Origin of the sequence: Niveispirillum sp. (genome assembly GCF_017996735.1) — a bacterium.
GTDB lineage: Bacteria > Pseudomonadota > Alphaproteobacteria > Azospirillales > Azospirillaceae > Niveispirillum.
Genome location: NZ_JAGOGJ010000063.1, coordinates 25,944 through 38,504, shown reverse-complemented (window position 1 = coordinate 38,504; position 12,561 = coordinate 25,944). Strand labels below are relative to the sequence as shown.

Sequence of the window (12,561 nt, the reverse complement as noted above, 5' to 3'; positions counted from 1 at the left end):
GCAGGAGGACGGCACCTCCACCCCGGCACCGCGCAGGGCCTCCAGCATGGTCTGGTTGGACGGGACCTGGACGGTGCCGCCGGACCGGGCCAGTTCCAGCGTGTAGGCGGGTCCGCCGGCCGCGCGGGGTGCGCCGCCGAACTGTTCGATATGGACGGTGTCCGGATCGCGATCCTTCGTCGCCTCCAGCACGGCGGCGATCAGCCCGGCAGGCCCGCAGCAATAGACATGTTCCCCCGCCACCGGCCGCGACAGCAGGGCGGCAAGGTCCAGCGGATTGGCCGGGATGGTGCGGTCATGGTACAGCCGCACCACGCCGCGTGCGACCAGCGGAGCCAGCAACGCGCAGAACGCCGTCTCCTCCGGCGTGCGGGTGCAGTAATGCAGCTCGAAATTCGCACCCCGCCGGTTCAGGGCGTGCAGCATCGACAGGAAGGGTGTGATGCCGATGCCGCCGGCGATCAGCACATGGTGCCGGGCATCGGGGGCCAGCGGGAAATGGTTGCGCGGCAGGGACACGGGCAGGATCGACCCGACCGCCAATTGCGCCTGCAGGGCCAACGATCCGCCGCGCCCCTGCGCTTCCGCCTGGACCGCGATGTGATAGCGGTTGCGGATCGCCGGATCGCCGCACAGCGAATATTGCCGGACCATGCCGTTTGCCAGCCGCACATCCAGATGCGCGCCGGGCGTGAAGGGCGGCAGGTCCCAATCATCGGGGTCGGCCAGTTCATAATGGATGACCCGATCCGTCTCCCGCTCGATGCGGCGGACGATGGTGGTGACATGGTGGTGAAGCTTCGGCATGGTCACGGCAGATACACCCCGTCGCCTGGGCGGACGATGCCGCCATCGATGATCTTTGCGTGCAGGCCGCTGCGGTTCAGCAGGAAGTTGAAGATTTCCAGCCCCGTGATCTGCTCGATATGGCGGCAGGGGGTGGACAGGCGCGTGCCTTCCAGCAAGGTGGCGCCCACACGGAAGCGCACGCCCACCAGATGGTTCAACGGCACGCCGCGCGTGGTGATGTTGCGCCGATGGTCGGCCGGGGACAGGGACACCTTGTGGTCACGCACCAGGGCTTCCAGCGTTTCGATCTCAAACAGCGTGACCTGCCGCCCTTCTTCGGGCCGGTCGGAATAGAAGCCTTCGCCGGACGCATAACGGTCCCCCTCAATGCCGATGCCGGGAAGCAGGACCAACTGGTCCTGCCCGCGCATGGGCAGGAAGGATCGGGGCGCCAGATGCAGCGCATGGACGGTTCCGGACCACATGCCGGGTTCCTCCTTGATGGGTGGGTGGAATGTTCAGGCTTGGGCGGACGCCCGCTGCCGGGCCATCAGCAGCAGGATGCCGGCGGCGCCCAGGGCGGCGGCGGCCAGCAGGGACAGGGCCCCGCCCAGCGTCAGGCCGGCATGATCGGTCAGAAGGCCGATAGCAATGGTGCCGGCACTGCCGCTGATCGCCGCGACAAGGTAGAGCAGAGCGACGGCACGGGCCTGCAGGCCGGGCGGGGCCAGCCATTGGATGGGGGCGATCATCAGCGCCGCGAAAAGCCCCGACAGCAGCGAATAAAGACCGTAGAGCGCCGTGGAGAGGCCGATCTGCGGCGTGATTGTCATGGCGACGGCGACAGGCAGGGCCAGAAGACAGGCAATGCAAAGCATGTCCAGCAGGCCGCGCACGCCCTTGGCTGCCCGTTTTGGGGCGATCCAGGTGGCCAGCAAGGTGCCGGCAATCCCCGCCAGCAGATAGGTCGTGCCCGCCATGGTGCCGGCTTGTGCCACCGTTGCCCCCTGGTCGCGGACAAGGTGCAGCGGATACCAGCTCAGCAGGGCGTTCATGAACAGGGTGAAGCAGGCGATCCCCGGATAATGGAAGCGCAGCGGTGATCCGGGGGCGAACAGGCTTGCGATACGCGGCTGTGCGGGCTCGGCCGATCCGGCATTCGCCATATGCCGCTGCCGCGTCTCCGGGATCAGCAGCAGCAGAAGCGGGGCCATGATGATCCCCGGCAGTCCGAACAGCAGGAACACCAGCCGCCAGGGCTGGTCCCACCCTGGCAGCACCACGCCCTCCAGCAGGCGCAGCAACTGCCCGCCCGCGATCAGCGCAAAACCACCCCCGATGAAAGGGGCCAGCATAAAGAAGCCGTTGGCCTGCACCATGCGCCGCCGGTCCCCCAACTCACGGAACAGGGAGAAGGCGGCGGGGGGCAGTCCCGCCTCCCCCGTGGCGGTCAGGGCCCGCATCACCGCCAGGCTGAGAAACCCGCCGGCCAGACCGCACAGCATGGTCGCCAGGCTCCAGGCCAGGACGCAGGCCGACGCGATCCGGACCCGGTTGCCATTGTCCAGCAGGCGCGCGATGGGCAACCCCGCTACCGCGTAGAACAGGGTGAAGGCCGCCCCCTGCAAAAGCCCCAACTGTGTATCGCTGAGCGCCAGATCGCGCTGGATCGGGGCCAGCAGCAGGCCCATCACGTGCCGGTCGGCATGCGACAACACAAAACACAGCATCAGCAGCAGGACCGTGACGCCGAAGCGGGGGGACAAAGCCATGAAGGGGCCGTTCATGCGCTGGTCGGCACCTGACAGGCCGCCTCCATGGCGCGGGCCTGCCGCACGCTGTCGCGCGCTTCGAAACGGCCGGCGAACGCGGTATAGCGGTCCAGGCCGGCCAGGGGGCCGCCATAGGTTTGCGCCCAGCGATAGACGGCCCCGGCATAGATGTCGGCCAGGGTAAAACTCTCGCCCGTCAGCCAGGGGCGGTCGGCCAATGTGCTGTCGATCAACTCGAAATACCCGCGCAGGATGGGGGTGAAGCTGCGCCGCAGCCCCTCGGCATCGGCGCAATAGCGCGCCGCCCCCGCCAGCATTTTCATGGCCGGATGCACATCCGTGTTCAGGAAGGCCAGCCATTGCAATACCTGACGCCGGGCCAGCGTGCCGGCGAGCGGTAGCAGCCCCGCCTGGGGTGCCAGATCTGCCAGAAGCGGCAGCAACACCATGCTTTGCGCCACCACCTCCCCATCGGGCAATTGCACCGTCGGGACCTTGCCCAGCGGATTGATGGCGGCCAATGGACTGTCGGCCGCACGCAGGGTCACATAGCGGACCTGATGGTCCAGCCCGCCTTCGATCAGGGCAACGTGCGCGCAGAGCGAGCAACTGCCCACAGCGGCATAGAGCGTGATCATCGGTTCAATCCCATCATCTGTCATCCCCGCCGGCTCGGGCATCGAAGTGCCTGACTGTCATACACAGGCGTTCAGTGGCTGTTGACAGTCGGCTTTGTTGGACGCATGGTGTCTTATGGACAACAAATTGTCCAAACAAAAATTCACACAGGGGACAGCATCATGGGACGTAGATGGGAGATGAATTCCAGGGGTCGCGCCGTGCCCGGTATCGGTGTGGCGATCGGCCTGGGCGCCGGTCTGCTGGCCACGACCGCACCGGTCGCCACGGCGCAGGAGACGCAGGCGGAGTCGTTCACGCTTGAAGAGATCGTGGTCACCGCGCGGCGGCGTGCGGAAAGCCTGCAGGAGGCGCCCGTCGCCATCACGGCACTGACCGACCAGATGCTGACCGACCGCAATATCGGCAATGTGCTGGATATCGGCCGGCAGGCGCCCAACCTGCAAATCTCCACCGGCCGATCCAGTTCCAGCGTCGGTTTCGTCTTCATCCGTGGCATCGGGCAGGCCGACGACAATCCGTCAGCCGATCCCGGCGTGGCGCAATATGTGGACGATGTCTATCTGGGGCGGCTGCAGGGCGCGCTGGTCAGTATCAGCGACGTCGCCTCGGTGGAGGTGCTGCGCGGGCCGCAGGGCACGCTTTATGGCAAGAACACCATCGGCGGCGCCATCAAGATCAATTCCAAGCTGCCGGGCCCCGAGGCGGAGGGGCGAATCGGCCTCGCCTATGGCCGGTTCGACGAGGTGAAGGCGTCGGCTTCCGTCAGCGGCCCCGTGGTGGAGGACAAGCTGTTCATGCGCGTATCAGCGGAACGGCTGCGCAATGACGGCTTCATGCGCAATGCCCTGACGGGGGAGCGCACCAACAATACCGACAGCCTGTCGGGCCGGGCCATGCTGCGCTATACCCCGACGGAGGACGTGGATCTGCTGTTGTCGCTGGACGGGTCGCGCAACCGGGCCGAACCCTATAATGGCTTCCTGGCCGCAACGCTGCCGACCAGCCTGAACGCCCTGATCAACCGCTATATCGGGCCGATGAACAGCTATGTGAAGCCGGTGGACGGCGATATCTGGCGCGGCAGTTTCGATATTTCCGCCGATCCCGCCATCACCATGAAGCCGTTCGAAGATGTGTGGGGCGCGTCCCTGCGCGCGTCGGTGGGGGACGAGAAATTCACCGTCAAATCCATCACCGCCTATCGTGAGATCGACCGGGAACGGCTGGTGGATGCCGATGCCTCGCCGCTGACCGTCACCAATTTCTCCGACCATCTGGACCAATGGCAGTTCAGCCAGGAATTCCAGTTGTCCGGTGAATTTGCCGGGGGCAGCGTCAAATGGCTGGCCGGCGCCTTCTATTATCAGGAAGATGTGGAGCAGTTGACGCTTGGCAACTTCTTCCCCGCCCTGATCGCCGTCAACCCGGCCCTGAACCAGACCGTCCGGCAATCGCTGGCGCTGGACACCAAAAGCTATGCCGCCTTCGCCAATGTCACCTGGGATATGACGGAGAAGCTGTCGGGCACGCTGGGCCTGCGCTACACGCGGGAGGACAAGGGTATCGCCATCCAATCCGCGCGCCTGAATACGGGGCAGGTGTTCTTCGGCCCCATCAGCAATGACGACCGTTTCACCGATACCTCGCCCAAATTCGAGGTCGATTATAAATGGACGCCGGAACTCTTCACCTATGCCAGCGTGTCCAAAGGGTTCAAGAGCGGTGGTTTCAACGGCCGCGCCGGCCCGTTCGGCCAGTTGGACCCGTACAAGCCGGAATCGGCCTGGGCCTATGAGCTGGGCGTCAAATCGCAATGGTTCGACCGCCGCCTGACGCTGAACCTGGCCGGTTTTTATACCGACTATAAAAATATCCAGCTTCAGGTGATGACCGTGCAGAACGGCAACCTGTTCCAACTGACCACCAATGCCGGCAAGGCCCATATCCAGGGGCTGGAGGCGGAGGTGAACCTGCGGCCGGCAGCGGGCGTCAATCTGTATGCCAGCGGCGGCATCACCGATGCGCAATATGACGAATATTATGACGCCCGTCTGGGCGACGTATCGGACCGGGCCTTTGCCTATACCCCGAAATACAACCTGCTGATCGGCGGCAATTGGGAACAGTCGGTTTCCGATACGGCCAGCGCCTTCCTGGATGTCAATTACAGCTATCGCAGCCGGACCTGGTACGACCCGCAGAACACCGTCTCCATCGCGCAGGGCGGCTATGGGCTGCTGAATGCCCGTGCGGCCCTGCGCCTGCGTGACGGCGATCTGGAAATCGCGCTCTATGGCAAGAACCTGACCGACAAGCGCTATATCCAGAGCGGTGTTTCCTTCCTCGACAGTTTCGGCTTCTCCCTGGCCTATGCCGGGGCGCCCCGCACCTATGGGCTGGAGGTGAACTACCGGTTCTGACCGGTGCGGCCGGCCGGGTCGTGATGCCCGGCCGGTTTTCCATTGGAATTTGTGGACAATTTGTTGCTCCTGAGGCATTCACAGGGGAAGCGGGATTGCCAGGACGGAAATTGCCATGCGGGAGAAGAAGCCAGCCGGTCGCGGTTCCATGACCGTGCCGGACGCCAATATCATCGCCACATCCATCCGCACCACGCGCCGCCGCAAGGGCATGACCCTGGCGGAACTGGCAGAGCGGACGGAATTGGACAAGGGTTATCTGTCGCGGGTCGAACGGGGCCAGAAATCGCCCTCGGTCGGCACCCTGCTGAAGATTGCCGAGGCGCTGGGCGTACCCGTCGGGCATCTTTTCGGTGAGAACACGGATGCTGAGTCCATCATCATCATCCGCCGTGACGAACATGTCGATATCAGCGACGATTCCTCCATGGGACCCGGGGCCGCCCTGAAGGCCATCCTGCCGGCCGGTGACCATCGCCGGCTCAGCGTCTTCCTGCTGGAACCGGGTGACGGACGCCATACCCAGAATGCCGATCATCCGGGGGACGAGTTCCTTTATGTGATGGAAGGCGCGATGGAGGTGGTCTTCCCCGATCGCATCGTGTCGCTGGAGACAGGCGATGCCGTGCATTTCGATGGCCATCTGCGCCATCAGTTGCGGCGGGTGGGCACCGGGAAATGTCTGGCGATGCTGATCGTGGCCCAGGATCTGCCGACCCGCAGCGGGGAGGAGGGCTGAAGCCCCCCTCCGTAGGGGCGTCAGTCGGGCAGCGACACGATCGCATCCACCTCCACCAGCCATTCCGGCAGACCCAAAGCCTGGACGCCCAGCAGCATGCTGGCCGTCACGGGCCATTCATCGCCGAAAACGTCCCGGCCGGCGCCGAAAATCGGCGCAATCAGGCCGGGATGATGGCCCGCGACATTGATCGTCATCTTGACGATCCGGTCCGGCCCCACCTTGAGGGCGGCCAGCGCGGCGGCGATATTGGCGAAACACTGCCGTGCCTGTGCCTGATGGCTGTCGCCACCCACCAGATTGCCATCGGCATCCAGCGCCACCTGCCCCGCGATGAAGGCCAGCCGGCCCGTGGGGGCGATGGCGATCTGGGCGTACAGGCCCATCACGGGCGGGGCCAGGCTGTCGGGGTTCAGTTTCTGGGTCATGCGGGGCTTCCCGGTTCGGATCGCAGAAGATGGGTCAGGGCGTGCGCCACCGGTTCGGGATGGGTGACGATGGCCGTGTGACCGGCCGCCACCTCCGCCACTTGCCATCCATCTTTTTGTGCCAGCGCGGCCAGGGGGCCGGTTGGCGGAAAGTCGGTAAAGCGCAGGTAATGGCGGCGGCAGACCAGGGCGCCGGCGCCGTATCGCGCGGGTTCCGCATGCGTGCGTAGTGGCATGGGGCGCAGCCGGGAAAGCGTCCATTCCGTAACAGAGTCTCCCGGATCAAGGCCCAGGAAGGCGGCGTCCGGTGGCGGTACCATCCCGTCCCGCGCGATGGCGTTGAACAGGGTACCCATTTCCGGCACCTGATCGAACAGGGACTGACCTTTCGTGGCGATGGGGCCGTCGATCACGACAAGGTCGCTGACCCGATCCGGCCGCAGCGCCGCCACCTCCGCCGCCACCAGCCCGCCATAGGAATGGCCGGCCAGGATGACGGGGCCCGGCTCCGCAAAATCCAGCACCGACAAGATATCGGCGACATGGTCCGACAGGCCGGTGGCGGCACCGCCCAGATGCTGACGGTCCCCAAGGCCGGTCAGGGTCGGGCTGGCCACGCGCCATCCACGATCGGTCAGCGAACCGGCAAGCCTTTGCCAGCACCAGCCGCCAAGCCAGGACCCGTGGATCAAGATCAGCAAGGGGGGCGATTCGGGCATGCGTGGTCTCCGGTGCCGGATGCTTGATTTTGGACAACAGGTTGTCGGTTGCGCCAACGGAAGGCGTAAAGACAGACCCACACACCATTCATATCGTGGAATACCTTTGTGCTCAACAAACTTGTTGCGTTTAAGGCAACATGTTGCCCTAATAAAGTTAGAGAGTGGTACGAACGCCATTCCAGCCTGAACAGGGAGCTTTAAGGATGTCTTGGATCACTGAACGGCGCGGCCCATCGCGGCTGGCGCTGACAATGCTGCTCGCCTTGGCGGCAGGCCCGGCCCATGCCCAGTCCGGTGAGATGCTGGAAGAAATCATCGTGACCGCCGAGAAACGGAGCGGCGTGGCGGACCGGATCGGCATGTCCATCGCCGCCCTGGGCGGAGAGGCGCTGGAAACCCTGCGCGTGACCGACACCAAGGATCTGGTGCAACTGGTGCCCGGGTTCACGGCGGCGGATTCCGTAGCCGGCACACCGATCTATACGCTGCGCGGCATCGGCTTCAACACGCCGAACCTGTCAGCCACCTCGCCCGTGGGTGTCTATATCAATGATACGGCCCTGGCCTATCCGTTCATGACCCAGCAGATGGCCTTCGATCTGGCGCGGGTGGAGGTGCTGAAGGGACCGCAAGGCACGCTCTATGGCCGCAACACCACAGGCGGCCTGATCAAGTATGTCACGGCCACGCCCGGCGACAGCTATGAGGGGGCGGTAACAGCGGGATACGGCAACTATCAGACCTTCAGCCTGCAAGGCCATGTCTCTACCCCGGTCAGCGAGACGCTGGGTCTGCGCATCGCCTTTACGGCGGAGGACAGCGACAAGGGCTGGCAGAAAAGCGTCACCCATGGCGAGCGGTTGGGAGAGAAGGATCGCATGGCCGGCCGCGCCACGCTGCAATGGAAGCCGGATAGCGGGCTGGTGGCCACATGGCGGTCCAGCTTCTGGCGCGACCGGTCTGACACGCAGGCGCCGCAGGCGATCTATTATCTGCCGGAAAACCCGGCCGGTGCCCTGACTGCCGCGCAGATTGCTCCGTCGCTGCTGCTGGAAGCGAAGAACAGTCAGGCCGACTGGGTGCCGTCCAACCATCCCGGTACCCGCACCTGGTCGGGACAGCGCCCGCCCTATCGCATGAGGGCCGATTTCCAGGGCCATGCGCTGGACCTGGAATATGCGTTCGATAATGGCCTGCTGCTCAACAGTTCCACCGCCTATAACCGGGTCACGCGCGATGACATGATCGACGCCAATGGCGCACCGTTCGAGATGCTGAGCTACCAGCCGCGTGGTCACGTCAATTCCCTCTCCCAGGAACTGCGCCTGTCGGGGGAGGCGGAACGTCTGAACTGGACCGTGGGCAGCTACTACGTCCATGACGATATTTTCGAGGGCATGACTGCGTGGCTGGACGATTTCTCCACTGTCCGGGTCCTGCGCGCGGTTGGCGCAATGGTACCCAACAGCTATCAGCCCGGCCAGATCGCCCAGGGACTGCGGGTGGATGAGGCCGTCGCCGACATGAAGACCGACAGCTATTCCCTGTTCGGCAGCGGTCAGTATGAATTGTCCGATGCGCTGAAGCTGACGGTCGGTGCCCGCTACAATGTCGACCGTACAATCTTCGACGGCTGCACCCGTGATGTCGGCAACAACACGGCCCCCATCTGGAACACTGTCGTGGCGGGCGTGCTGGCCGGTGTGCCGACGAATATCCAGCCCGGCGGCTGCATCACCTTCAACGAAACCATGACGGCACTGGCCGGGATGGTCCATGACAAGCTGCGGGAGGATAATCTTTCCTGGCGTACGGGCCTGGACTGGACCTTGTCGGACGATACGCTGCTCTATGGCACGATCAGCCGTGGCTACAAGTCCGGCGGCTTCCCCGTCATCGCGGCCAATACCAGCCGGCAGTTGCTGCCCGTGCGGCAGGAAGAGGTGACCTCCTACGAGCTGGGGACCAAGCTGCGCCTTCTGGATGGTGGCTTGCGCACAAGTCTGGCCGCCTATTACAGCGATTATCGCGACAAGCAGGTGTTCGGCGTCCTGACCGACCCGCTGTTCCGCACGCTGGAACGGGTGCTGAATGTGCCCAAGTCGGAGATCTGGGGGCTGGAGGCCGATGTCAACTGGCGGCTGGCCGCAGGCTTGACGGCCCGGGCGGCCGCATCCTGGACGCACACCAAGGTGCTTGACTACAAGGGCTTCGACCAGTTTGGCAATGCGGTCGATTTCCGGGGTAGCGAATTCCCCTATTCACCGGAATGGCAGGTTAATGCCGGTCTGGACCATGTCACCGACCTGTCGGCCAACCTGTCGCTGCGCAGCACAGTCTCGCTCAGCTACCAGTCCCGTTCGCACGGGGATTTTCAGGATCTGGCCTATTACAACGTGAAATCCCGCGCCCTGGTGGATGGCGGTATCACTCTGCTGGGGCCGGACGAGCGCTGGACGGCCGGCCTTTGGGTTCGCAACCTGTTCAACCAGGACTACTGGACCAGCGTCAATTACGGTCGCGACATGTTCAGCCGCACCGCCGGCATGCCGCGCACCTATGGCGTCAATCTGGGCTGGAAATTCGGGTAAGGCTCGGGGCGCGACGTGACCCGCGCACCGGGTTGCGTCGCGCCTGCCGCAGCGCAGAGACCCTCGCCGCCGATGCTGTGGTTGGAAGCCGACCCATCCTCAGGACTTGGGCAGCAAAGCGGCCAGTCCCGCCAACTGCATCTCCAGACCCAGGCGGAACCGGGCATCCTGGTCCCCGTCGAATATGTCGGGGATGCAGGCGGCAGCGTGGGGATAGCGGTCACCGACAAAACGGGTGAACTCCGCGCGGCGGGCGTCCAGGACAACGCCCTCGGCGCCACCGGGCTCGGCAGCGGCTTGTTCCTCAATCGTGAAGCCCAGCACGAAATAAGTAATGGTCAGGGTAGCCCAGGCCGCCAGCCGGGCCGGCGCACCGGCACCCATCAAAAAGCCGATCATCATGTCGCTGGTCCGGATGACATTGTCATTGATGGAATAGGTACCCGCAAACACGCGCGCCCCGTCCCGCCGCGACAGCAGGGCCGACCGCAGGTCCCAGGCGATATGCCCCACCTGTTCCTGCCAGGAGCCAGACGGCACCGTGCGGGCCACGGGGGCGATCAACGCGTCAGCCATCGCCTCCAGCAGCGCCTGCTTGTTCTTGAAATGCCAGTAGAGCGAGGGTGCCTGGATCTTCAGCGCGTCGGCCAGCACCCGCATGGTCAGGCCATCCGCCCCCACCTCGTCCAGAAGCCGGAGCGCGGCCGCGACAATCTGTTCCCGATCAAGACGCATCGTTTTCCCCGTTGACATTCTCCTCCTATCTAACAATGTAAGGGCACCCTAACAACGTTAGATTAATGGAGCAGACCCATGAATTTCTCGACCCAGGTGATCATTGTCGGCGGGGGCCCGACCGGTCTGACGGCGGCATGCGAACTGGCGCTGGCCGGTGTGCCGGTGACGGTGCTGGAACGGCGGACCGAACGGGTGGCGCAGTCACGCGCCCTGACGCTGCATCCACGCACGCTGGAAATTTTTTCCATGCGCGGGTTGCTGGACCGCGCCCTGAAGCGCGGCATCCCCCTGCCCAGCGGGCATTACGGGGTGCTGGACACACGGTTAAATTTCTCGACACTGGAAACGTCCTGTCCCTATACGCTGTTCATTCCGCAGGCCGTGACGGAGGCGTTGCTGGAGGAACGGGCCCTGGAACTGGGCGTCGACCTGCGTCGTGGCTGCCGTGTCACCGGCCTTTCCCAGGATGGGGACGGCGTGTCGGTCACGGCGGAAGGGCCGGACGGTGCCTTTACGGGGCACGGCCTCTTCCTGCTGGGGGCCGATGGTGCCCGCAGCACGGTCCGGACCCTGTCGGGCATCGCCTTTCCCGGCAATGACATCACCACCACCATGTTCCTGGCCGACATGGTTCTGGACAATCCACCCAAGACCCATTCCTTCGCCAACGAGAAGGGGCGCTTTCTGGTGGTGCCACTCGGCGACGGCAAGCATCACCGTTTCGCCATCGTCGATGGCGAACGGCTGAATGCGCCGCTGTCCGAACCGGTGACGGTGGAAGAGGTGCGCCAAGCCGCCTTGAAGATCGCCGGCACGGATTTCGGCATGCGCGACCCGTTCTGGCTGTCCCGCTTCGGGGATGAGACGCGGCTGGCCGCCGACTATCGCCAGGGACGCATCCTGTTGGCCGGCGACGCCGCCCACATGCACCTGCCGGCCGGCGGCCAGGGCCTGAATGTCGGTGTGCAGGACGCGTTCAACCTTGGCTGGAAGCTGGCCGCGGTAGTCAAGGGCGAAGCACCGGAGACGTTGCTGGACAGTTATCACGCCGAACGTCACCCGGTGGGTCAGGCACTGCTGACCAACACGCTGGCCCAGACGGCAGTGATGGTGGCCTTCAAGGGTCGCGACCTGGCCCTGCGCAACGTCCTGAACGATTTGCTGACGCTGCCGGAAACCAACCGCCACCTTGCCAACCAGATCTGCGCCTTCGATATCGCCTATGCGGAGCCCGTGTGGCCCGTGCAGGAGAAGACGCCCCTGTGCGGCGACCGCCTGCCGGACATGGAATTCCGGCTGGCCGACGGCACGGCCACCACGCTTTACGCGCTGTTGCGGGAGGGGGACTGGCTGGATATCCGCCTGCCCGGGGCCGACACGACGATGCCTTCCATCAAGGCCCGCCGGATGGAGGTGACGGATATGGGCACTGGCCGCCTCGCCGGCCTGAACCGCCTGCTGGTCCGTCCCGACGGGCATGTGGCCGCCGCGGCCTGAGCAGATTTTACCAGTATTGATAGAAGTGTGTTTCCGGTGACCGGAAACACACTTCAGCCAGCGGTTTCGCAATCTTTGGCGCTGGTGACCACCACATATAAGATCAGAACGTCCGAGAATGTTGGTTACGCGGATAACGTCGGTGAGGTTGGCGCCGGAGACAGAGAAGCGCGTCACCCCGTTGGGCAATAGCCGCGAGACGAACGCCCCAGGATTGTTATCT

General features: G+C 64.5%; 11 protein-coding genes. 4 read left to right on the top strand and 7 right to left on the bottom strand.

Translation table 11 applies throughout. The features are described from left to right. From KBA48_RS18925 to KBA48_RS18910, 4 genes are all read right to left on the bottom strand, one after another. The coding region (locus KBA48_RS18925) for an oxidoreductase (RefSeq protein ID WP_367273849.1) at positions 1 to 813 on the bottom strand (813 nt) is incomplete at its 3' end. Next, positions 810 to 1,274, bottom strand: coding sequence for an MOSC domain-containing protein (locus KBA48_RS18920; RefSeq protein WP_292909213.1), 465 nt, complete (start codon positions 1,272 to 1,274; stop codon positions 810 to 812). The genes KBA48_RS18925 and KBA48_RS18920, both read right to left, overlap by 4 nt. A gap of 33 nt (positions 1,275 to 1,307) precedes the next feature. Then, complete coding sequence (locus tag KBA48_RS18915) at positions 1,308 to 2,561, bottom strand: MFS transporter (RefSeq protein ID WP_292909211.1); 1,254 nt, start codon at positions 2,559 to 2,561, stop codon at positions 1,308 to 1,310. Positions 2,562 to 2,572: 11 nt separating this feature from the next. Further along, on the bottom strand, positions 2,573 to 3,199 hold the full coding sequence (locus KBA48_RS18910) for a glutathione S-transferase C-terminal domain-containing protein (protein ID WP_292909209.1): 627 nt from the start codon (positions 3,197 to 3,199) through the stop codon (positions 2,573 to 2,575). A gap of 162 nt (positions 3,200 to 3,361) precedes the next feature. Here KBA48_RS18910 and KBA48_RS18905 point away from each other — a divergent pair, with 162 nt between their 5' ends. Further along, the gene (locus KBA48_RS18905; protein ID WP_292909207.1) at positions 3,362 to 5,623 is read left to right on the top strand and encodes a TonB-dependent receptor; all 2,262 of its coding nucleotides are present in this window, start codon (positions 3,362 to 3,364) and stop codon (positions 5,621 to 5,623) included. Positions 5,624 to 5,738: 115 nt separating this feature from the next. Beyond that, positions 5,739 to 6,362 carry a helix-turn-helix domain-containing protein gene (locus KBA48_RS18900; RefSeq protein WP_292909205.1) on the top strand — a complete coding sequence of 208 codons (624 nt, stop codon included), beginning with the start codon at positions 5,739 to 5,741 and terminating at the stop codon, positions 6,360 to 6,362. A gap of 20 nt (positions 6,363 to 6,382) precedes the next feature. On the opposite strand, the gene KBA48_RS18895 is transcribed toward KBA48_RS18900, so the two are convergent. Both KBA48_RS18895 and KBA48_RS18890 read right to left on the bottom strand, forming a co-directional pair. Then, positions 6,383 to 6,790: a RidA family protein gene (locus KBA48_RS18895; RefSeq protein ID WP_292909203.1), complete on the bottom strand. Its 408-nt coding sequence runs from the start codon at positions 6,788 to 6,790 to the stop codon at positions 6,383 to 6,385. Next, positions 6,787 to 7,509 carry an alpha/beta hydrolase gene (locus KBA48_RS18890; RefSeq protein WP_292909201.1) on the bottom strand — a complete coding sequence of 241 codons (723 nt, stop codon included), beginning with the start codon at positions 7,507 to 7,509 and terminating at the stop codon, positions 6,787 to 6,789. The genes KBA48_RS18895 and KBA48_RS18890 overlap by 4 nt, the downstream gene beginning before the upstream one ends. Before the next feature lie 206 nt (positions 7,510 to 7,715). On the opposite strand from KBA48_RS18890, the gene KBA48_RS18885 reads away from it, so the two are divergent. Then, positions 7,716 to 10,103 carry a TonB-dependent receptor gene (locus tag KBA48_RS18885; protein ID WP_292909199.1) on the top strand — a complete coding sequence of 796 codons (2,388 nt, stop codon included), beginning with the start codon at positions 7,716 to 7,718 and terminating at the stop codon, positions 10,101 to 10,103. A gap of 99 nt (positions 10,104 to 10,202) precedes the next feature. Here KBA48_RS18885 and KBA48_RS18880 read toward each other — a convergent pair whose 3' ends face one another. Next, complete coding sequence (locus KBA48_RS18880; protein ID WP_292909197.1) at positions 10,203 to 10,838, bottom strand: TetR/AcrR family transcriptional regulator C-terminal domain-containing protein; 636 nt, start codon at positions 10,836 to 10,838, stop codon at positions 10,203 to 10,205. A gap of 78 nt (positions 10,839 to 10,916) precedes the next feature. Here KBA48_RS18880 and KBA48_RS18875 point away from each other — a divergent pair, with 78 nt between their 5' ends. Further along, entirely contained in the window at positions 10,917 to 12,338 is a 1,422-nt protein-coding gene (locus tag KBA48_RS18875; protein WP_292909195.1) for an FAD-dependent monooxygenase, read from the top strand. Positions 12,339 to 12,561 lie beyond the last annotated feature (223 nt).

Bases quoted from the DNA above. Each gene is read 5' to 3' on its own strand.
- KBA48_RS18920 (WP_292909213.1), bottom strand. From the start codon at position 1,274: ATGTGGTCCGGAACCGTCCATGCGCTGCATCTGGCGCCCCGATCCTTC.
- KBA48_RS18915 (WP_292909211.1), bottom strand. From the start codon at position 2,561: ATGGCTTTGTCCCCCCGCTTCGGCGTCACGGTCCTGCTGCTGATGCTG.
- KBA48_RS18910 (WP_292909209.1), bottom strand. From the start codon at position 3,199: ATGATCACGCTCTATGCCGCTGTGGGCAGTTGCTCGCTCTGCGCGCAC.
- KBA48_RS18905 (WP_292909207.1), top strand. From the start codon at position 3,362: ATGGGACGTAGATGGGAGATGAATTCCAGGGGTCGCGCCGTGCCCGGT.
- KBA48_RS18900 (WP_292909205.1), top strand. From the start codon at position 5,739: ATGCGGGAGAAGAAGCCAGCCGGTCGCGGTTCCATGACCGTGCCGGAC.
- KBA48_RS18895 (WP_292909203.1), bottom strand. From the start codon at position 6,790: ATGACCCAGAAACTGAACCCCGACAGCCTGGCCCCGCCCGTGATGGGC.
- KBA48_RS18890 (WP_292909201.1), bottom strand. From the start codon at position 7,509: ATGCCCGAATCGCCCCCCTTGCTGATCTTGATCCACGGGTCCTGGCTT.
- KBA48_RS18885 (WP_292909199.1), top strand. From the start codon at position 7,716: ATGTCTTGGATCACTGAACGGCGCGGCCCATCGCGGCTGGCGCTGACA.
- KBA48_RS18880 (WP_292909197.1), bottom strand. From the start codon at position 10,838: ATGCGTCTTGATCGGGAACAGATTGTCGCGGCCGCGCTCCGGCTTCTG.
- KBA48_RS18875 (WP_292909195.1), top strand. From the start codon at position 10,917: ATGAATTTCTCGACCCAGGTGATCATTGTCGGCGGGGGCCCGACCGGT.